Here is a 19,512-nt window from a genome sequence, read left to right on the forward strand (position 1 = left end):
CTGGCCGCCCTTGCTTGACAGGGTCGGCCGGGCTGGTGCCTTAATGAAAAAAGACCCCCGGCCCGCGACCCCCGCGGGCCGAGCCATCTGGGCGCCCGAAAAGTGGCCCCACGGAGCATCCCCCGGCCATGGCCAAGAACCTCCTCATCGTCGAGTCGCCTGCCAAGGCCAAGACGATCAACAAGTACCTGGGCAAGGACTTCCACGTCCTGGCCTCGTACGGCCACGTCCGCGACCTGGTGCCCAAGGAGGGCGCGGTCGACCCGGACAATCACTTCGCCATGCGCTACGAGCTGATCGACAAGAACGAGAAGCACGTGGACGCGATCGCCAAGGCCGCCAAGGGCGCCGAAGCCATCTACCTCGCCACCGACCCGGACCGCGAGGGCGAGGCGATCAGCTGGCACATCTCAGAGATCCTGAAGGAACGCGGCCTGCTCAAGGGCAAGGCCCTGCACCGCGTGGTGTTCACCGAGATTACGCCGCGCGCCATCCGCGAGGCGGTGCAGAACCCGCGCCAGGTCGCCTCCGACCTGGTGGACGCGCAGCAGGCGCGACGCGCCCTGGACTACCTGGTCGGCTTCAACCTGTCGCCGGTGCTGTGGCGCAAGGTGCAGCGTGGCCTGTCGGCCGGCCGCGTGCAGTCGCCGGCCCTGCGCATGATCGTCGAGCGCGAGGAGGAGATCGAAGCCTTCGTGCCGCGCGAGTACTGGTCGATGGAGGCCGAACTCAACCACCCGCAGCAGGCCTTCACGGCCCGGCTGGTGAAACTGGACGGGCAGAAGTTCGAACAGTTCACGATCACCGACAGCAAGACCGCCGAGGCCGCGCGCGCGCGGCTGGTGAAGGCCGCCGGCGAGGCGCTGCGCGTCACCGACGTGGTCAGCAAGGAGCGCAAGCGCCGTCCGGCGCCGCCCTTCATCACCTCGACCCTGCAGCAGGAAGCCGCGCGCAAGCTCGGCTTCACCACCTCGCGCACCATGCGCGTGGCGCAGAAGCTCTATGAAGGCGTGGCGATCGGCGAAGAGGGCGCGGTCGGCCTGATCAGCTACATGCGTACCGACTCGGTGAACCTCTCCCAGGAAGCCGTGGTCGAGATCCGCGACGTCATCGCCCGCGACTTCGGCACCGGCGCGGTGCCGGACAAGCCCAACGAATACAAGTCAAAGTCCAAGAACGCGCAGGAAGCGCACGAGGCGATCCGGCCCACCTCCGCCCTGCGCACGCCGGCCTCGGTCGCCAGGTACCTCGACGACGACGCCCGCCGCCTGTACGAACTGATCTGGAAGCGCACCGTCGCCTCGCAGATGGTGCCGGCGACCATGAACACCGTGTCGGTCGAACTCGCCGCCGGCAGCGAACACAGCTTCCGCGCCAGCGGCACCACCGTGATCGACCCGGGCTTCCTGGCCGTGTACGAGGAAGGCAAGGACGCCAAGACCGCCGAGGACGACGACGAAGGCCGCAAGCTGCCGCCGATGAAAACCGGACAGAGCGTGCCGCTGGGCAGCATCCACACCGACCAGCACTTCACCGAGCCGCCGCCGCGCTTCTCGGAAGCCTCGCTGGTGAAGGCGCTGGAGGAGTACGGCATCGGCCGTCCGTCCACCTATGCCAGCATCATCCAGGTGCTGCAGAACCGCGAATACGTCTACCTCGACAACCGCCGCTTCAAGCCCAGCGACGTCGGCCGCGCGGTGGCGAAGTTCCTCACCGGGCACTTCATGCAGTACGTGGACTACGACTTCACCGCCAAGCTCGAGGACGAGCTCGACTCGGTCGCGGCCGGCGAGGCGGCGTGGATCCCGCTGCTGGAGCGCTTCTGGAAATCCTTCAAGACCACGGTGGACGAAAAGAGCGAGTCGGTCGACCGTTCGGAAGCCACCGGCGCGCGCCTGCTCGGCACCGACCCGAAGTCGGGCAAGCCGGTCTCGGTGCGCCTGGGCCGCTACGGGCCCTTCGCCCAGATCGGCACCGCCGAGGACGAGGACAAGCCCAAGTTCGCCTCGCTGCGGCCAGGCACGAGCATGCACACCATCACGCTGGAGGAGGCGCTGCCGCTGTTCAACCTGCCGCGCAGCCTCGGCCAGCACGAGGGCAAGGACGTCACCGTCGCGATCGGCCGCTTCGGCCCGTTCGTGAAGCTGGGCGACACCTACGCCTCGCTCGGCAAGACCGACGATCCGTACACCATCAGCTTCGAGGCCGCGATCGAACTGGTGCGCGCCAAGCTCGAGATGATCGCCAACCGCACCATCAAGGTGTTCCCGGGCACCGACATCCAGGTGTTGAACGGCCGCTACGGCCCGTACATCACCGACGGCGAGAAGAACGGCAAGATCCCCAAGGACCGCGACCCCGCCAGCCTGACCCAGGCCGAATGCGAGGCGCTGCTGGCCGAAGGCAAGCCGGTGCGCAAGGGTGGCCGTTTCGGCAAGAAGGTCGCCGCCAAGAAGGCGCCGGCCAAGAAGGCCGCCAAGGTCGCGGCCGAGGCCGCGCCGAAGAAGGCCGTGGCCAAGAAGGCACCGGCGAAAAAAACCGCCAAGAAGGCTACGAAAAAGGCCGTGAAAAAGGCCGCGAAGAAGGCGCCCGCCAAGAAGGCCGCGAAGAAGGACGCCAAGGCGGCCTGATCTTGGGCCGCCTCCGCCGCCCGGTCAGTCGCCGGGCTGCGGATACACCGTGATGCCGCGCTTGGCCTTCTCGTCCGCGACGATGCGGCGAACATCGGCCAGCAGGGCCGGCGCGTCGTACACCAGCCCGCCCTTGATCGTGTAGCGCACGCCGCCGACGCGGTGCGGCTGGCCGTCGGCGCCCAGGCGGATGTGGCCGGTGCCGTAGAGCACCTTGAGGTTGGCGAGCGGATTTTCCGACAGCACCACCAGGTCGGCGTACTTGCCGGGCTCGATCGAGCCGATGCGGTCGGCCGCACCCAGCGCCTCGGCGCCCGACAGCGTGGCGGCGCGGATCACCTCCAGCGGATGGAACCCGGCCTCGCGCAGCAGCTCCAGCTCTTCGATGGTGCCGAAACCGTAGGTCTTGTAGATGTAGCCCGAATCGCTGCCGACCGTGACCCGGCCGCCGCGGTTCTTGTAGTCGTTCACGAAGGCCATCCAGCGCCGGTAGTTGTCCTTCCAGGCGGCCTCCTCCTCGCTGCCCCAGTCGAAGAAGAAGCTGCCGTGGTTGTCGCGGTTGGGCGTGAAAAAATCCCAGAGCGCCGGATGCGTATAGGCGTCGTGGTATTCGGCGCGGCGCGCGCGCATCAGGTCGCGCGTGGCCTGGTAGATGGTGAAGGTCGGGTCGAGCGTGAAGTCGAGTTCGAGCAGCTCCTGGATGACCGCCTCGTAGCGCTCGCTGCCCTTTTCGCTGGCCTGCGCCCACAGCCGGCCGGCCTGGCCGAAGCGGTGCTGCTCGTTCATGTAGTTGTAGTCGGCCGGGTACTGCTGCACGGTCTGGCCGTCGAACAGCGCCTCCGGCAGGCCGTACCAGTGCTCCATCGTGGTCAGGCCCCAGCGCGCGGTGGTCAGCACGTTGACGCGCGCGACGTCGAGCTGGGCGTGGTGGCAGGCGCTGCGCATGCCCTGCTTCTTCAGCTCGTCGAAGGCGGCCTCCAGGATCTCCGGCCGGTAGCCGAAACACTTCATGCCCAGCGCGCCTTGCGCCTTCATGTCGCGCACCCACTGGCGCGCCTGCTCGGGCGTGGTGATCGGGGTGTCGCGGCCCATGCCGAAGAACGCATAGGGGAAGATGCGCGGCGCAGTGATGGCGTTGCTCGCGCTGCGCCTGGCTTCCGACGCGCACCAGCCGACGCCGTTGCCGCAGCCCGGATCGCGCACCGTGGTGATGCCGTGGCCGAGCCAGAGCTTGTAGACGTACTCGGCGGACACGCCCTGCTCGTCGCCGCCGATGTGGCCGTGCAGGTCCACCAGGCCGGGCATCACGAACTGCCCCGCCAGGTCGATCTCGCGGCCGCCGGCCTTGAACGCCGGGCGGTTCTTCGGGTCGATCGGCGCGTTGGCGCTGCCGACGATGGTGACCGAAACGATGCGTTCGCCCTCGATCACGATGTCCACCGGTCCGTAGGCCGGCGCGCCGGTGCCGGTGATGACGGTGGCGCCGCGCAGGATCAGCTGCGGATAGGGGCCCTCGCCCTCGCTCCGGTCGGGCGCGGCGGGAATGGCCGCCCGTGCGTCGTGGGCGAACAGCAGGGCGAGCATGAACAGCAGGCGAGTCATGGCGTTTCCCGGGGCTGGAAGTGGCGGCGGCGCGGGCGGAGAATGCCGCCATGCGCGCATGGTGGTGGCCAAGCTTAGCCATTTTGCTGATCGCCGTCGGCCCGTCCGCGGCGGAGGAGATCACCGTCTATCGCTGCCAGGACGACAAGGGCCGCGTGACCCTGCAGGACGAGCCCTGCCCCGCCGGCCAGACCGAAAGCACCCGCAGCATGGTGCGGCCGCAGGATCCGCCGCCGCGCCCCGCGCCGACCACGGTCGCCGCCGAACCACCGGTCGCGCCGGAGCCGGCGCCGCAGGCCGAATGGACGCCCTACCCGCCGCCGCCGCTGTTCCAGTGCACCGACTACGACGGCGAAGTGCGCTACAGCGAAGACTACGATCCGAACACCCGCTGCGTGCCGCTCTCGGTGCTCGGTTACGACGTGCGCGGCGCACCGCAGGCGGCCGCCAGCTGCCGCTGGGTGCAGGAGTCCTGCCTGCGGCTCGACGACGCCAGCGCCTGCGAACAGTTCATCGCCCGGCTGAAGCAGGCGCGCTCGGACGCGCTGCATGCCTTCAGCGACACCGCCGCCTACCGCAAGTCGGAAGTCCAGCGCCTGGAGCGCATCGTCAACGACAGCTGCCGCTGAGCCGCCGGCTCAGAAGCCGTAGCGCAGGAAACCGCCGTCCACCGCGATGCACTCGCCGGTGACGTAGCTCGCCGCCGGCAGGCACAGGAAGGCGACCGCCGAGGCCACCTCTTCCGGCTCGCCGATGCGGCCCATCGGCGTGCGCTCGATCACTTCGTCCAGATAGTCCGGATCGGCCAGCGCGCCCGAGGTGCGGCGCGTGCGGATGTACCAGGGCGCCACCGCATTCACCCGTACGCCGTCCTCGGCCCACTCGCAGGCCAGGTTGCGGGTCATCTGGTGCAGGGCCGCCTTGCTCATGCCGTAACCCACACCGGTGCGCACGTGCACCAGGCCAGATACCGAGCCGACATTGACGATGCTCGAAGCCGCGTGCTGGCTCAGCAGCGGAAACGCGAAGCGGCACAGGTCGAAAGCCGAAAAGACGTTGGTCTCGAACAGCGCGCGCCATTCCTCGTCGGAATAGTCCAGCGCCGGCCGCGGCGTGTTGGCGCCGACGTTGTTGACCAGGATCTGCAGGCCTGTGCCGAGGTCCTCGATCCAGTCGAAGACCTCGCGCCGCTGTTCGGGATCGGCGAGGTCGGCCGGGAAGGCGCGCACGTCGGCGTCGGGGAACTGTTCCTCGAGCTCCTGCTGGCTCGCTTCGAGCTGGGCGCCGTCGCGCGCGACCAGCAGCACGTCCGCGCCCAGGCCCAGCAGCTCCGCCGCCACCGCGCGGCCGATGCCGACGCTGGCGCCGGTCACCAGCGCCACCTGCCCATCCAGTCGCCAGCGGTTCGCGCTCATCGGCGTCTCCTGAGGTCCCGGGCGTAGGATAACGGGCAACCGCCACCCGGAGAGCGTCCATGCACCGACTGTCGATCCTGACCGCCTGCGTCCTGCTGTCGGCCGCCTGCAGCGACCCCGTGCAGGAGCCCCTGCCCGAGCCCTCGCCAGACCCGCAGACCGCCGAAGCCACCGAGCTGCGCGACGCCATCCAGGCACCCATCGACAAGGCGAAGGCGGTCGAGGACATCCAGGCCGCCGACGAAGCCGAACGCCAGGACGCGCTGGAGAACGCCGGCGGCTGACCGCGGCGCCGCAAACGCGAACGCCCGGGCAAGGCCCGGGCGTTCGTGGTCAAGACCCGTGGATCAATAGTCGCAGAGGCAGTGCGCGACCGCGCGGAACGGCGAGCGGCTCTGGCTGTCGAGCCAGGCGAGCTCGCGCTCGGCCTTGGCCAGGGTGCGGCGATCGAGCAGCAGCGGCGTCGGCGCCAGCACGCGCAGCAGGCCGCGCATGCGGGAGTTGCCGCCCATGTTGACGATGGCCTGCTCGAAGGCCGTCAGCGGCTTCTCGATGTAGGTCACGCCGTATTTTTCCGGCTCGAGCTTGGCCAGCTCGGCGGTGGCGGCCAGCGCCGCCTCGAAACCGCCCAGCTCGTCGACCAGGCCGCGGTCCTTGGCCTGCGCGCCGCTCCAGACCCGCCCGCGCGCATGCACGTCGATCTGCTCGGGCGTGGTGCCGCGGGCGGCGGCGACCTTGCCGGTGAAGTCGGCGTAACCCTTGTCGATGACCGACTGGATCAGCGCACCGACGTTCGGGTCCAGCGGACGGGTCGGGTCGAAGGCGCCGGCCAGCGGCGTGGTGCCGACGCCGTCGGTGTTGACGCCGATCTTGTCGAGCACGCGCGGCGCGGTCATCCACAGGCCGAAGATGCCGATCGAGCCGGTGATGGTGGATTCGTCGGCGTAGATCGTGTCGGCGTTCATCGAGATCCAGTAACCGCCCGAAGCAGCGACATTGGCCATCGACACCACCACCGGCTTGCCGGCGGCCTTGATCAGCTCGACCTCGCGGCGGATCTGCTCGGACGGGAACACGCCGCCGCCCGGGGAGTCCACGCGCAGCAGCACGGCCTTGACGTTCTCGTCTTCGCGCGCCTGGCGCAGCAGGGCCGAAGTCGACTCACCGCCGACGGTGCCCGGCGGCTGCTCACCGTAGGTGATCTCGCCCTGAGCCACCACCACCGCCACCTGCGGGCGGCTGTCGATGCCCAGGTTCTCGCGCGCCATGTGCTGCAGGTAGGCGCGCAGGTCGACCTGGCGGAAGGTGTTGTTCTCGTCGTCGAGCGCGCCGCGCTCGATCAGCAACTGCTCGAGCTCGTGGCCGGTCTTCAGGCCGTCCACCAGCTTCTCGTCGAGCGCCAGCTTGCCCAGGTCGCCGCCGGCGGCCTGCACGCGGGCAGGCAGTTCGTTGATCATCGCGGTGAGCGCCGCGGCGTCGAGCTTCCTGGCCTGGGCGATGTCGGCGAGGAAGCGCTGCCAGACGTCGTTCATCCAGTACAGGTCGGCCTCGCGCGCCTCGGGCGAAGCGGCGTCGAGCACGTAGGGTTCGGCGGCGGACTTGTATTCGCCGACCTTGAACAGGTGCACGTCCACGCCGAGCTTGTCCTGCAGGCCTTCGCGGTAATACATGCGGTAGCGGCCGAAACCCTCCAGCAGCACGCCGCCCTGCGGATCCAGGAACACCTCGTCGGCCTGCGCCGCCAGGTAGTACTGCTTCTGCTCCATGTCGGTGCCGAAGGCGACGATCTGCTTGCCGGAGGCGCGGAAATCGCGCAGCGCGGCGGCCAGGTCGCGCATGGCGGCGAAACCGGTGGCGCTGAAGCCGTCGGTCAGCAGCACGATCCGGTCGATGCGCTTGTCGTCCCGCGCGCGCTCGATCGCGCGCACCAGGTCGCGCAGCTGCATTTCGGGGCGGGCGTCGCCGGTGGCCTGGTTGAGCACGCGCTCGACCGGGGCCGAGGTGTACTGCTCGACCAACTGGCCGTCCAGCGGCAGGACCAGGGCGGTCTTCTCCTGCAGGGGTTGCGCGCCCGGGCTGGCGATGATCGCGATCAGCACGAAGAACAGCACCAGCAGGAAGATCAGGTTGAAGACCAGCTGCCGGGTGAAGTTGACGGTGTTCCAGACCCCGACCAGGACACGGCGGATCGGGCCGGGCTGCGACTCAGACATGGGAAACTCCGGTAATTCCAGCCCGCAGCATACCCAGCCCGGGTGAAAACCGCATAAGCCTTAGGTCACTGTCCCCACGGGCGCGAGCGGCCGCCGCGCCAGGCGCCAGAAGCGCCAGCCCAGCAGGGTCGCCGCCGCGCTCAGGCCCAGGATCAGGCCGGTCCACAGACCCGGCGCACCCTGGCCGCGCACGATGCCGAGCCAGTAGCCCAGCGGCAGCCCGAGGCCCCAGTAGGCCAGCACCGTGATGAACATCGGTACCCGGGTGTCCTTCAACCCGCGCAGGGCGCCGGCCGACAGCGCCTGGAAGCCGTCGGGATACTGGAAGACCGCGGCGTAGACCATCAGCAGGGCGGCCAGCGCGATCACCGCCGGGTCGGGCGAGATCAGGGCGGCCAGTGCGGCGCCGCCCAGCACCAGCACGACTGCCGAAGCCGTCTGCGCCAGCATCGCCAGCGAATAACCGGCCGCGGCCGCCCAGCGCACGCCGCCCGCGTCGCCGGCGCCGACCGCGTGGCCGACCCGCACGGTGGTCGCCATCGCCACGCCCAGCGGCACCATGAAGAACAGGCTGGCGGCGAGGATGGCGATCTGGTGCGCGGCCATCTGGGTCGTGCCGAGCGTGCCGATGATCAGCGCGGTGGCGACGAACAGGCTGCCCTCCATGAACACCGACACGCCCATCGGCAGCCCCAGCGCCAGCAGGTCGCGGATCGGCCCCCAGCGCGGCGGGTCGAAGCGCGCGAACAGGCCCAGGTCGGCAAAACGCGGCGCCCGCCACAGGTAGACCGCCAGCCCCGCAGCCTGCGCCCACAGCACGCTGGCCACCGCATACCCCAGGCCCGCCGCACCGAGATCGGCGACGAACATCAGCAGATAGCCCAGCGGCACCAGGCCGGCCAGCCCGCACAGGCCGGCCACCATCGAGGGAAAGGTCCAGGCCACGCCGTCGCTGAGGTTGCGCAGGCAGAAGTACAGCGCCAGGCCGGGCGCGCCCCAGCTGATCGCATGCAGGAAGGCGACCGCCTCGGGCCGCGCTTCCGGGGTGATGCCCAGCGGCGTCAGCGCGATCGCGCCGCCGCGCACCACCAGGATCAGGGCCAGGCCCAGCATCAGCGCCAGCCACAGCGCCTGCCGGAACACCGCGCCGATCTCACCGCGGCGGCCGGCGCCATTGAGTTGGGACACCGTCGGCGGCACCGCCATCAGCACGCCGATGTTGACCAGGATCACCACCGACCACACCGCACTGCCGACGCCGACCGCCGCCAGGGTGACCGGGCCATAGCGGCCGGCCAGCACGGTGTCGACGATGTTCATGGCCATGGACGAGATCTGGCTCAGCACCAGCGGCAAGGCCAGGGCGAAGCTCACGCGCATCTCGCGCAGCAGGCGGGCCGCGCGGGTTTCATTGTGGCTCATCGGAAAGGGGTCGCGGGCCGGATGCCCGGTATATTACGCGCTGCCGACCAGGAGCCCCGCATGTCCGCCCCGGAACCCGTTCCCGCCGCCGACCCGGCACCGCAGCGCCGCTGCCAGAACTGCGGCGAGCTGCTGCTCGGCGAACACTGCTACGCCTGCGGCCAGCCGACCAAGGGCCTGGTGCGGCACTTCAGCAGCATCATCGGCGACTTCATGGATTCGGTGTTCGAGCTCGACTCGCGCATCCTGCGCACGCTCGGCCCGCTGCTGTTCAAACCCGGCTACCTGAGCGAGGAGTATTTCGCCGGACGCCGCGTGCGCTATGTCAGCCCGGTGCGGCTGTTCGTGTTCCTGAGCATCTTCGCCTTCTTCGCGGCCCAGCTCAGCTTCGACATCGCCGCCGACCAGCCGGACGCGGCCGAGACGAAGGCGGAGGCCGGTGCCGACCAGGCCCGCACGCGCGGCCTGCGCACGGCGACCACGGCAGCCGAGGTGGAGCGCATCCGCGACGAGGCGCTGGCCGAGATCAAGAAGGCCCGCGCCGAGTCCGCCAATGTGCCCGGCGTCGCCATCGGCCTGGACGTGGCCGAGAAGAGCATCGCCGCCGAAGCGGCCCGGCGCCTGCGCGAGATCGAGGAAAGCGAGCGCAGCGGCAGGCCGCTGGCGATCGCCGAGGACGACGAGGGCAAGATCAGCTTCAACGGCACGCCCTGGGATGCGAAGAGCAATCCGCTGGAGATCAGCTGGTTCTCGGATGGCATGAACCGCAAGCTCAACGAACGCATCGGCCGCGCCGAAGGCAACATCGAGCGCATCCAGAAGGATCCGAACCTGCTCAAGGACGCCTTCCTGTCGACAGTGCCGACCACGCTGTTCGTGGTGTTGCCGCTGTTCGCCCTGCTGCTGAAGATCGCCTACGTGTTCAAGCGGCGCCTCTACATGGAGCACCTGATCGTCGCCCTGCACAGCCACAGCTTCCTGTGCGCGTCGCTGCTGCTGGTGCTGCTGCTGGACGCGCTGGCGACCTGGACCGCCGGCGCGGCGTGGATCTCGCGTCCGCTGGGCTGGATCGAGGTGGCGCTGATCGCCTGGATGCCGATCTACCTGCTGCTGATGCAGAAGCGGGTCTACCGCCAGGGCTGGATCATGACCACCCTCAAGTACAGCGTGCTGGGCTACTGCTACATCGTGCTGCTTTCCCTCGGCGCCGCCGCGGCGCTGATGATCAACCTGGTGTCGATCTGAGCGCCGTCCTGTACGAGGTGACGCTGCGGGTCGACGTGGCGATCGCCGGCGACTACCGGGCCTGGCTCGAGCAGCACATGCGCGAGATGCTGGCGCTGCCCGGTTTCCTGGACGCGCGCCTGTCGCGGCAGGACGAACCCGAGCCGGCCGCGGGCGACGTGGTGTTCTGCTGCCACTACCGCCTGCGCGACGCGGCCGCTCTCGCGCACTACCTGCGGGAGCATGCGGCACGGATGCGTGCCGACGGCGTCGCCCGCTTCGGCGACCGCTTCAGCGCCTCGCGGCGCGTGCTGGCGGTCCTGGGCGACTACTGACCCAGGCGTTCGCGGATCAGGGCGGGACGAGCGTCGAGCGGAGCCGCCAGCAGGTCGCGGCGCAGGCGCTCGCGTTCACTCGCCGGCAACCGCCGCGCCAGCAGGGCGAGGTCGGCGCGGGCCTCGGGGCCGAGGCCGCGCAGCATGGCCAGCAAGCCGGCGCGCTGTTCTTCCGGGGTATAGGCGAACAGCGGCCGCAGGCGCGCGAAATCGCCGCCCAGGTCGGGCCCCAGCCACCAGTCCTGGCGCTGGTCCGGCGGCAGCGCCTCGAACGCATCGCGCACCGCCTGCTGCTGGGCCGGCGGCAGCGTCCGCAGGCGCGCCGCGGCAGTGCGCACGCGCTCGCGTTCGGCCAGCGACAGCGCCTCCCAGGCAGCGAAAGCGCCGCGGCGGCGCGCGCGTTCGGCCGGCGGCAGCGAATCCCAGTCGCGCATGCGCTGGAGCATCTCCCGCTGCTGCGCCGGAGGCAGCGCCAGCCATCGCCGGGCATTGGACTGCAGGCGCTGGCGGGTGTCCGCATCCAGTCCGGGCCAGGCGCCGGCCAGGGGCGCAAGCAGCCGGCGTTCGGCCGGCGCCAGGGTCTGGAACGCGGAAGCCGGCAGCACCAGCAGGCACAGCAGCAGGCCGGTCAGCAGCGTGCGGGAATCAGCGCGCATCGGCAGCCTCCTCGGTGGCGGCAGCCGGGGCCGCCGGCGGTTCCGGCAGCGGGTCGGCCTGGCCGGAGGCGATCCAGCTCAACAGGGCGAGGTCCCCCGCAAGCGCTTCGTCCTCGGGGGCGGCGAGCAAGCCGAAGTCCGGGTGGGTGACGGGGTCGGGCTCCGCGGGCGCGGCCGACACCGTTTCCACCGGCAGCGTCTGCGGGCCGGTAGCGACCGGCGCGGGCCCGGGCAGCAGCCAGGTCGCGGCGAAGGCGAGCGCCAGCAGGGCCAGCACCGCCCACAGCAAGCGCCGCGGCCAGGGCGATACCGGTGCGGGTTCCGGCACCGGATCGGGCTGGTCCTGAAGGACCCGCGTGCGCAGCTCGGCCAGCGCGGCGGTGCGCTCTTCGGTCAGCGTCTTGACCTGGCGATGCAGGCGTTCGCGCAGCACGCCCAGCGCCGCATAGCTGATTCCACCCTCGCCCAGCTGCTGCAGCGCCCGCTGCAGCGCGAATCGGTAGGTGGTTTCGCTCACGCCCAGGACCTGGGCGGCGTGCGGGAAATCCAGCCCGGCGACGATGCGCAGCAGCAGGGCGGCGCGCGGACCGCTGCTCAGGGCGCCCAGTTCCGGCACTTGGCTGCGGCCCTCGGACAGCTCCGCCTGGGCCATCAGCAGGGCCCAGAAGGCCGCCGGCCAGGCCGACAGGGGGCTGACGACGGATACGCCGCGGAAAGCCCGCATGGCGCGCGCCACGGCGGCCTCCGCCTGCCCGGCATCACCGCACTGGACCTCGGCGAACACGAAGGCGCGGCGCTCGATGCCCCGCAGGAAGGCCGACAGCGCGGACGACACGGGGGCGGGGGCGGCGGGAAGCGGGGGGCTCGAAGTCACGGCCCATTCTAGCCAGCGAGGCCGGCGACCGCCCCGGTTGACAGTAGGAAAAAGCTTGCTCCGCCAAGCCCCGCGCGGGTTCCGGCGTGAAACGTTGTGCACAGCGCCAAGACCATCCGCCGAGATGCCGGCCGCCGGGCCGTGAAGATCGCCATGACTGAAATGTGATGGAGCTAAGCCTTTGATTTCAAATCACTATGACGCCTTGGTTAAAAAATCGCCAACCCGGCTGCGGGGCCGTGCACACAGGGGGTGCGCAAGCGTCCCGGAAGGCCCTTCCACAGACTTATCCACAATCCGTGTGGATAAGGGCTTTTCGGTTTTGTGAACAGTAGCTTAGCCAGCATTCGTGACCCCGTTGGCAGCAATGACGCGCAAGTTCATCCACAGGCCGGACCGAGGGCGCACAGGCTAGACTGGCGCCCATGCCCGTTGCCCCCGAACCCGTGCTGCGCGTCGCCCTGCCGGTGCCGCTGCCGCGCCTGTTCGACTACCGGCCGCCGGCTGGGCAGTCGGCCGGGCCGGACTGGATCGGCTGCCGGGTGCGGGTGCCCTTCGGACGCGGCGAGGGCGAGCAGATCGGCGTGGTCGCCGGCATCGGGCCTTCCGAAGCCGATCCGGAGGCGCTGAAGCCGGTCCAGGCCCGCCTCGACGTCGAGCCCCTGCTGGGGGGCGAACTGCTCGAGAGCCTGCGCTGGACCGCCGGCTACTACCACGCGCCCCTGGGCGAGGTCCTGGCCACCGCCATGCCGGCCACCCTGCGTGGCGGCCAGCCGCTGCCGGAGACCGCACGGCACGGCTGGCGCCTGACCGAGGCGGGGCAGCAGGCTGCGGCCGGTCACGGCCGCGACGGCAAGCCGCGCCGCCTGCTGCTGCGGCTGGTGGCGCACGTCCTGGGCGAAGACCAGCTCGAGCAGGACGATGCCGACTGGCGGGCCTCCGCGCGCGCCCTCGCCCAACGCGGACTGGCCGAACGGATCGTCCTGGCCGGTGCGCCCGAACCGGCCCCCTCCGCGGCCGCACCCACCCTCATGCCCGGGCAGGCCGACGCCCTGTCGGTGCTGCGCGCCGGCCAGGGCTTCCGCACCCTGCTGCTGGAGGGCGTGACCGGCAGCGGCAAAACCGAGGTCTACCTGCAGGCGATCGCCGACACGCTCGCGGCCGGTCGCCAGGCCCTGGTGCTGGTGCCCGAGATCGGCCTGACCCCGCAGACGCTCGCCCGCTTCCGCAGCCGCCTGGGCGTGCCGGTGCTGGCCTACCACTCCGGCCTGGCCGACGGCGAACGCGCGCGCGCCTGGACGGCGATGGCGCGCGGCGAGGCGCGGGTGCTGGTCGGCACGCGATCGGCGGTGTTCTGCCCGCTGCCCGAGGCCGGCCTGATCGTGGTGGACGAAGAACACGACGGTTCCTACAAGCAGCAGGACGGCATCCGCTACCACGCCCGCGACCTGGCGCTGGTGCGCGCCAGCAAGCTCGGCGTGCCGGTGATCCTGGGCAGCGCCACACCCTCGCTGGAATCGCTGCACAACGCCCTGCAGGGCCGCTACCGGCACCTGCGCCTGGGCCAGCGGGCCGGCAAGGCGCGGCCGCCGTCGGTGCGCGTTCTGGACGTGCGCAAGCGGCCGCTGCGCGACGGCCTGTCGGAGGAACTGCTGGCGGCGGTCGGCGCCTGCCTGGACCGCGGCGAACAGGCGCTGGTGTTCAAGAACCGCCGCGGCTACGCCCCGGTGCTGATCTGCCACGATTGCGGCTGGAGCGCGCACTGCAAGCGCTGCGACGCCGCGATGACCGTGCACACCGGCGGCCGCCGCCTGATCTGCCATCACTGCGGCGCGCGGGCAACGCCGCCCAATGCCTGCCCCGACTGCGCCAGCCTGGCGCTGATGCCGCAGGGCGCCGGCACCGAGCGCATCGAACAGGCGCTGGCCGAGCGCTTCCCCGACGCGCGGATGGTGCGCGTGGACCGTGAAACCACCCGGCGCCGCGATGCGATCGAGAAGATCCTCGCCGACTTCGGCGAACAGTCGGGCATCCTGGTCGGCACCCAGATGCTGGCCAAGGGCCACGACCTGCCGCGGCTCACCCTGGTCGCCGTGGTCGGCGTGGACGAAGGGCTGTTCAGCGCCGACTTCCGCGCCGGTGAAAAACTCGCCCAGCTACTGATCCAGGTCGCCGGCCGTGCCGGCCGCGCCGAACTGCCGGGCGAAGTGCTGCTGCAGACGCACCACCCGGACCATCCGATGCTCAACACCCTGCTCGCCGGCGGCTATCCCGCGGTGGCGGCGCTGCAGCTGGCGGAGCGTGAGGCCGCGGCGTTCCCGCCCTACGCCCACCTGGCGCTGCTGCGCGCGGAAGCGCCGACCGAAGCCGACATGCAGGCCTTCCTGCGCGAGGCGCGCGAACTTTTCGCCGCCCGCGACGACGTTTTCCTCAACGGCCCGATGCCCGCACCGATGGCCCGACGCGCCGGCATGGCGCGCGGCCAGCTGCTGCTCGGCGCCGCCCAGCGCGCGCCGCTGCATGCGGCGCTGCACGACTGGCTGCCGCGGCTGCAGGTGCTGAAGTCGGCGCGCCGCGTGCGCTGGTCGCTGGATGTGGATCCCACGGATCTCTACTGACGGACCCTTGACCATGACTACGAATGAACAACCGCACGTACTCATCCTCGGTGGCGGCTTCGGCGGCCTGTGGGCGACCCGCGCGCTGGCTTCTGCGCCGGTGCGCATCACGCTGGTGGACCGCACCAACCACCACTTGTTCCAGCCCCTGCTCTACCAGGTGGCGACGGCCGGGCTGTCGGCGCCGGACATCGCCGCACCGCTGCGGCACATCCTGCGCGGCCAGAAAAACGTCATCGTGCGCATGGACGAAGCCCTCGCCATCGACCTGGCGGCGCGCGAGGTCACGCTGGCCGAAGGCCGGATCGGCTACGACTACCTGCTGGTCGCCACCGGCGCCGCCCACGCCTATTTCGGCCGGGACGAATGGGCCGAGCATGCGCCGGGCCTGAAGACGCTGGACGACGCGCTGGCGATCCGCGCGCGCGTGCTCTCGGCGTTCGAGGCCGCCGAACGCGAGGACGATCCGGCGCGGCGCGAGGCGCTGATGAACTTCGTGGTGATCGGCGGCGGCCCGACCGGCGTCGAGCTGGCCGGCACGCTGGCCGAGATCGCGCGCCACACCCTGCCGCGCGAATTCCGCCGCGCCGACGTGCGCAACGCCCGCGTGCACCTGGTCGAAGCCGGTCCGCGCGTGCTGGCGACGATGCCGCCGGAGCTTTCGGAAAAGACGCGCGCGCAGCTGCTCAGGCTGGGCGTGGAGGTCCACACCGGCGCGCCGGTGACGCAGATCGACGCCGAGGGCGTGTCGATGGGCGAGCGACGCATCGCAAGCCGCACCGTGCTCTGGGCCGCCGGCGTCGCCGCGTCGCCGCTGGGCAGACAGCTGGGCGTGGTGACCGACCGCGCCGGCCGCGTTCCGGTGGCGCCGGACCTGTCGCTGCCGGAGCACCCGGAAGTCTTCGTCGTCGGCGACCTGGCCAGCGTGCAGCAGGACGGCAAGCCGGTGCCGGGCGTCGCGCCGGCGGCCAAGCAGATGGGCGCGCATGTCGCCGGCGTGATCCGCGACCGCCTGCGCGGCCTGCCAGGCAAGCCCTTCCGCTACAGGGACTACGGGAACCTCGCGACGATCGGCCGCATGGCCGCGGTGGTGGACTTCGGGCGCCTGCGCTTCTCGGGCATCCTGGCCTGGTGGTTCTGGCTGGTCGCGCACCTGTTCTTCCTGATCGGGTTCCGCAACCGGATCATCGTGCTGGTGAACTGGGGCTGGTCGTATTGGACCTACCAGCGGCACGCCCGGATCATCGTCCGCGGCGGCGATCCTCAGGCGCGATCGACGCGCGCCGCGTAGCAGCCGCGCCCGGCGTTGTGCACGTGCAGGAAGGCGACCTCGTCGTCGTCGAACAGCTGCGCGATCTGCACCGCCAGCGCCTCGCCCTCGACCACGCGGCCGTGGCGCATGAAGCCTGCGGCGTCGTAGGCGCGCACCGACAGCGTGCGCCGGCGCTGCTGCAGCGGCACCACGTCCGCGGCGTCGAAGCTTTCGAGCGCATTCTCGCGGATGAAGATCGGGCCGTTGCCGCGGTAGGGCGTGTCGCCGTCCAGGTGGGTCCAGTTGAGCAGCAGCAGCGGCTCGCCGGGCTGGGCGTCTTCGAGCGTGATGCGGCAGGGATAACCCGGAAAGGCGTCGGCGATGACGCGGCGGACGCCGCGTGCGGCCAGGGCCGCGTCGTCGAGGCCGCGCAGGTCGGCGAAGGCGTCGGCCGGCAGGCCGGTGATGCGGAAGGACATGGCGGGCTCCAGTGCGAGGGTGGCTGCCATGGTCGGCCGGCGACGCGCAGGCCGCTATCCGGATCCTGCGCAGTTTCCGGCCGCCTTTGCGTCGCCCGGCCCTGCACGTGCCCGCAACTGCTGGACCTGCGCGCGGGACGCGTCGATGCTGGCGGCAGGCACGGCGTCGGCCATCATCAAAAAGAAACGGCCCCGCGAGCGGGGCCGTTTTTCCTTCCGGGACGCCGCGGCTCAGGCCGCGAACAGAGCCCGCATCTTCTTGAGCGCGTTGGCCTCGATCTGGCGGATGCGCTCGGCGCTGACGCCGTACTCGTCGGCCAGCTCCTGCAGGGTCGCCTTCGGCTCGCCCAGGAAACGGCGCTTGAGGATGTCGCGCGAACGCTGGTCGAGGTCGGACAGGCCCTCGCGCAGCAGCTCGAGCTGGTCGTCCTCGTGGCTCGCACGCTCGTAGGCCATCGCCGGGTCGTCGCCGTGGTCGCGCAGGTAGGCGACCGGGGACGGCGGCGCATCGTCGTCGGCATCGTCCGGCGCGTCGAAACCGATGTCGCGGCCGCTCAGGCGCGACTCCATCTCCAGCACTTCGCGCTTGGAGACGTTGAGGTCCTTGGCCACGGCGGTCACTTCCGCATCGTTCATCCAGCCCAGGCGCTTCTTGGACTTGCGCAGGTTGAAGAACAGCTTGCGCTGCGCCTTGGTCGTGGCGACCTTGACGATGCGCCAGTTGCGCAGGATGAACTCGTGCATCTCGGCGCGCACCCAGTGCACGGCGAAGGACACCAGGCGCACGCCCTGGTCCGGGTCGAAGCGCTTCACCGCCTTCATCAGGCCGATGTTGCCTTCCTGGATCAGGTCGCCCATGCCCAGGCCGTAACCCTGGTAGCCCCGGGCCACGTGCACGACAAAACGCAGGTGCGACATGACCAGCGCCTTGGCGGCGTCCAGGTCTTCTTCGTCGCGGTAGCGGCGGGCCAGTGCCTGCTCGTCCTCGACGGTGAGCACGGGCACACGGTTGACCGCCGCGATGTAGGCGTCCAGCGATCCCAGCGCACTCGGGATCGGCAGGTTGTTGGCGATCAGGGCAGTGGTGGTCATGCGGTCCTCTTTCATGGGCAGGAGTTTAGCACCCGACTTGGAGCGCTAAATAGGCCGGAAGTTCCCTGTACGTTCCATTCATGGAACAGCTAGGTTCCGGCCGGTCGGATTCATCTGGGGCCGGACACCACCGGTTCAAGGGCCGGCCAGCAGGGCCTCGACCTCGGCCCGGGGCGGCAAGCTCCAGTCCACCGGCGCCCGCCCCCCGCCCTGCAGCCAGCGGTTGGCCTTGCCGAAATGGCCGCAGCCCAAGAAGCCCCGGTGCGCCGACAGCGGCGAGGGGTGCGGGGCCCGCAGCACGCAGTGCCGGCGGGCATCGACCAGCTTGCCCTTGGCCTGGGCGTAGCTGCCCCAGAGCAGGAAGACCAGGCCCTCGCGCTCGCGGTCCAGGGCCTGGATGGCGGCATCGGTGAAGCCTTCCCAGCCCTTGCCCTGGTGGGCGCCGGCGCGGCCATCCTCGACCGTCAGCACCGCATTGAGCAGCAGCACGCCCTGCCGGGCCCAGGGCAGCAGGCAGCCGTGATCGGGCACGGGCAGGCCCAGATCGGCCTTGAGTTCCTTGTAGATGTTCTGCAGCGAGGGCGGCACCGGCACGCCGGGCAGGACCGAAAAACACAGGCCGTGGGCCTGGCCGGGGCCGTGGTAGGGGTCCTGGCCCAGGATCACCACCTTCACCTGGTCGAAGGGCGTGGCGTCGAAGGCCGCGAAGATCTGCGGGCCGGGCGGAAAGATGCGCTTGCCGCGGGCCTTTTCCTCACGCAGGAAGGCGGACAGTTCCTGCATGTCCGGGCGCTGCAGGTGGTCGCCGATGCGCGCCTTCCAGGAAGGCTCCAGGCGGGTCCGGTCCTCGCCCACGCCTTCAGCCGAGCTTGGCGCGCAGCATCCGGCCGACCCGCAGCTGGAACAGCAGCTTGGTCACCAGCAGGCGTTCCTCGATGGGCTTCTGCACCAGGTCGTTGGCACCGGCGCGCAGCAGGTCGCTCTGGTTGGCCGGATTGGCGTCGCCGGTCATCACCAGCACCGGCAGCAGGCCCTTGGCGTAGCCAAAATCATGGCGGATCGAGTGCAGCAGGTCCTTGCCGGTCAGTTCGCCCTTCAGGTAGACGTCGGTCAGCACCACGTCGGGGCCCGGCACCTTGCCCTGGGCCTTGGCGGTTTCCAGGTGCGCGATCGCGTCCTCGACGCCGGTGGCGTGGATGACGGTGAGGCCGTGTTTTTCCAGCATGCGGCGGGTGGCCATGGCCACGACGCGGCTGTCCTCGACGTACAGGACCTCGCCGCCGGACTCGGATTCCGGCGCCACGTAGCCCTTGATGAAGGCCGCCAGCGCATTGAAGCCCAGCGACTTGTCGAAATAGTCGGTCACGTCATCGCTGATCGAACGGCTTTCCAGCCGCTCCTGCACGTCGCCGGAGACCACGATGATCGGGATGTAGGCCTGCGGCGTGTGCTCACGCAGGTAGCGCGCCAGGTCCAGGCCGTCCATGTCCGGCAGGCGCAGGGCGGTGGTGACCAGGTTGACCGCGCCGGCCTGCAGCGCGGCCTTGGCTTCGTCGCCCGATTCGCAGCCCACGAATTCCATGCCGGGCAGCTGCTGCCGCAGCACGCCCTCGATCATCTTGCGCACGACCTTGGAGCCGTCCACGACCATGATGCGCGGGCTGGTGGTGTCGAAGCTGCGGAAGGCGGGGCTGTTCATG

At 70.5% G+C, this 19,512-nt stretch carries 17 protein-coding genes; 7 read left to right on the forward strand and 10 right to left on the reverse strand.

Annotation, left to right across the window (positions count from 1 at the left end):
* The first annotated feature begins 128 nt into the window (after nucleotides 1-128).
* Nucleotides 129-2,630: a DNA topoisomerase I gene (locus tag E1B00_RS12050; protein WP_139449131.1), complete on the forward strand. Its 2,502-nt coding sequence runs from the start codon at nucleotides 129-131 to the stop codon at nucleotides 2,628-2,630.
* A 24-nt stretch (nucleotides 2,631-2,654) separates the two neighbouring features.
* On the opposite strand, the gene E1B00_RS12055 is transcribed toward E1B00_RS12050, so the two are convergent.
* A complete protein-coding gene (locus tag E1B00_RS12055) occupies nucleotides 2,655-4,232 on the reverse strand; it encodes an amidohydrolase family protein (protein WP_139449133.1) in 1,578 nt (525 codons plus the stop codon).
* 83 nt (nucleotides 4,233-4,315) lie between these two features.
* On the opposite strand from E1B00_RS12055, the gene E1B00_RS12060 reads away from it, so the two are divergent.
* On the forward strand, nucleotides 4,316-4,861 hold the full coding sequence (locus E1B00_RS12060; protein ID WP_176693235.1) for a DUF4124 domain-containing protein: 546 nt from the start codon (nucleotides 4,316-4,318) through the stop codon (nucleotides 4,859-4,861).
* 9 nt (nucleotides 4,862-4,870) lie between these two features.
* Here E1B00_RS12060 and E1B00_RS12065 read toward each other — a convergent pair whose 3' ends face one another.
* Nucleotides 4,871-5,647, reverse strand: coding sequence for an SDR family oxidoreductase (locus tag E1B00_RS12065; protein WP_139449137.1), 777 nt, complete (start codon nucleotides 5,645-5,647; stop codon nucleotides 4,871-4,873).
* Nucleotides 5,648-5,706: 59 nt separating this feature from the next.
* Between E1B00_RS12065 and E1B00_RS12070 the strand changes: the two genes are divergently transcribed.
* On the forward strand, nucleotides 5,707-5,931 hold the full coding sequence (locus tag E1B00_RS12070) for a hypothetical protein (RefSeq protein ID WP_139449139.1): 225 nt from the start codon (nucleotides 5,707-5,709) through the stop codon (nucleotides 5,929-5,931).
* A 63-nt stretch (nucleotides 5,932-5,994) separates the two neighbouring features.
* Here the strand turns inward: E1B00_RS12070 and sppA are convergent, their stop codons facing one another.
* Nucleotides 5,995-7,860, reverse strand: a complete 1,866-nt coding sequence (gene sppA, locus E1B00_RS12075; protein ID WP_139449141.1) for a signal peptide peptidase SppA — start codon at nucleotides 7,858-7,860, stop codon at nucleotides 5,995-5,997.
* 60 nt (nucleotides 7,861-7,920) lie between these two features.
* Complete coding sequence (locus E1B00_RS12080) at nucleotides 7,921-9,282, reverse strand: MATE family efflux transporter (protein ID WP_246048697.1); 1,362 nt, start codon at nucleotides 9,280-9,282, stop codon at nucleotides 7,921-7,923.
* Between the two features lie 60 nt (nucleotides 9,283-9,342).
* Here E1B00_RS12080 and E1B00_RS12085 point away from each other — a divergent pair, with 60 nt between their 5' ends.
* Nucleotides 9,343-10,527 carry a DUF3667 domain-containing protein gene (locus tag E1B00_RS12085; protein WP_176693236.1) on the forward strand — a complete coding sequence of 395 codons (1,185 nt, stop codon included), beginning with the start codon at nucleotides 9,343-9,345 and terminating at the stop codon, nucleotides 10,525-10,527.
* Between the two features lie 17 nt (nucleotides 10,528-10,544).
* A complete protein-coding gene (locus E1B00_RS15680) occupies nucleotides 10,545-10,841 on the forward strand; it encodes a DUF4286 family protein (RefSeq protein ID WP_176693237.1) in 297 nt (98 codons plus the stop codon).
* On the opposite strand, the gene E1B00_RS12095 is transcribed toward E1B00_RS15680, so the two are convergent.
* Complete coding sequence (locus tag E1B00_RS12095) at nucleotides 10,835-11,497, reverse strand: DUF3106 domain-containing protein (protein WP_139449148.1); 663 nt, start codon at nucleotides 11,495-11,497, stop codon at nucleotides 10,835-10,837. The genes E1B00_RS15680 and E1B00_RS12095 overlap by 7 nt on opposite strands.
* Entirely contained in the window at nucleotides 11,487-12,371 is an 885-nt protein-coding gene (locus E1B00_RS12100) for a sigma factor-like helix-turn-helix DNA-binding protein (protein WP_139449150.1), read from the reverse strand. Before E1B00_RS12100 ends, E1B00_RS12095 begins: the two co-directional genes overlap by 11 nt.
* Before the next feature lie 425 nt (nucleotides 12,372-12,796).
* Between E1B00_RS12100 and E1B00_RS12105 the strand changes: the two genes are divergently transcribed.
* Both E1B00_RS12105 and E1B00_RS12110 read left to right on the forward strand, forming a co-directional pair.
* The gene (locus E1B00_RS12105; RefSeq protein ID WP_139449152.1) at nucleotides 12,797-14,989 is read left to right on the forward strand and encodes a primosomal protein N'; all 2,193 of its coding nucleotides are present in this window, start codon (nucleotides 12,797-12,799) and stop codon (nucleotides 14,987-14,989) included.
* Nucleotides 14,990-14,996: 7 nt separating this feature from the next.
* Nucleotides 14,997-16,280 (forward strand): NAD(P)/FAD-dependent oxidoreductase, encoded by a 1,284-nt coding sequence (locus tag E1B00_RS12110; RefSeq protein WP_139449154.1) that lies wholly within the window; start codon nucleotides 14,997-14,999, stop codon nucleotides 16,278-16,280.
* Here the strand turns inward: E1B00_RS12110 and E1B00_RS12115 are convergent.
* From E1B00_RS12115 to E1B00_RS12130, 4 genes are all read right to left on the reverse strand, one after another.
* Nucleotides 16,253-16,720 (reverse strand): DUF1203 domain-containing protein, encoded by a 468-nt coding sequence (locus tag E1B00_RS12115; RefSeq protein ID WP_139449156.1) that lies wholly within the window; start codon nucleotides 16,718-16,720, stop codon nucleotides 16,253-16,255. The genes E1B00_RS12110 and E1B00_RS12115 overlap by 28 nt on opposite strands.
* Nucleotides 16,721-16,951: 231 nt before the next feature.
* Nucleotides 16,952-17,827 (reverse strand): RNA polymerase sigma factor RpoH, encoded by an 876-nt coding sequence (gene rpoH, locus E1B00_RS12120; RefSeq protein ID WP_139449158.1) that lies wholly within the window; start codon nucleotides 17,825-17,827, stop codon nucleotides 16,952-16,954.
* Nucleotides 17,828-17,947: 120 nt separating this feature from the next.
* Nucleotides 17,948-18,667: a uracil-DNA glycosylase gene (ung, locus tag E1B00_RS12125; protein ID WP_139449160.1), complete on the reverse strand. Its 720-nt coding sequence runs from the start codon at nucleotides 18,665-18,667 to the stop codon at nucleotides 17,948-17,950.
* A gap of 4 nt (nucleotides 18,668-18,671) precedes the next feature.
* The gene (locus E1B00_RS12130; RefSeq protein WP_139449162.1) at nucleotides 18,672-19,511 is read right to left on the reverse strand and encodes a response regulator; all 840 of its coding nucleotides are present in this window, start codon (nucleotides 19,509-19,511) and stop codon (nucleotides 18,672-18,674) included.
* Nucleotide 19,512: the final 1 nt, after the last annotated feature.

This window comes from Arenimonas terrae, from assembly GCF_006265115.1.
GTDB lineage: Bacteria > Pseudomonadota > Gammaproteobacteria > Xanthomonadales > Xanthomonadaceae > Arenimonas > Arenimonas terrae.

Bases quoted from the DNA above. Each gene is read 5' to 3' on its own strand.
- E1B00_RS12050 (WP_139449131.1), top strand. From the start codon at position 129: ATGGCCAAGAACCTCCTCATCGTCGAGTCGCCTGCCAAGGCCAAGACG.
- E1B00_RS12055 (WP_139449133.1), bottom strand. From the start codon at position 4,232: ATGACTCGCCTGCTGTTCATGCTCGCCCTGCTGTTCGCCCACGACGCA.
- E1B00_RS12065 (WP_139449137.1), bottom strand. From the start codon at position 5,647: ATGAGCGCGAACCGCTGGCGACTGGATGGGCAGGTGGCGCTGGTGACC.
- E1B00_RS12070 (WP_139449139.1), top strand. From the start codon at position 5,707: ATGCACCGACTGTCGATCCTGACCGCCTGCGTCCTGCTGTCGGCCGCC.
- sppA (WP_139449141.1), bottom strand. From the start codon at position 7,860: ATGTCTGAGTCGCAGCCCGGCCCGATCCGCCGTGTCCTGGTCGGGGTC.
- E1B00_RS12080 (WP_246048697.1), bottom strand. From the start codon at position 9,282: ATGAGCCACAATGAAACCCGCGCGGCCCGCCTGCTGCGCGAGATGCGC.
- E1B00_RS12085 (WP_176693236.1), top strand. From the start codon at position 9,343: ATGTCCGCCCCGGAACCCGTTCCCGCCGCCGACCCGGCACCGCAGCGC.
- E1B00_RS12095 (WP_139449148.1), bottom strand. From the start codon at position 11,497: ATGCGCGCTGATTCCCGCACGCTGCTGACCGGCCTGCTGCTGTGCCTG.
- E1B00_RS12105 (WP_139449152.1), top strand. From the start codon at position 12,797: ATGCCCGTTGCCCCCGAACCCGTGCTGCGCGTCGCCCTGCCGGTGCCG.
- E1B00_RS12115 (WP_139449156.1), bottom strand. From the start codon at position 16,720: ATGTCCTTCCGCATCACCGGCCTGCCGGCCGACGCCTTCGCCGACCTG.
- rpoH (WP_139449158.1), bottom strand. From the start codon at position 17,827: ATGAAAGAGGACCGCATGACCACCACTGCCCTGATCGCCAACAACCTG.
- E1B00_RS12130 (WP_139449162.1), bottom strand. From the start codon at position 19,511: ATGAACAGCCCCGCCTTCCGCAGCTTCGACACCACCAGCCCGCGCATC.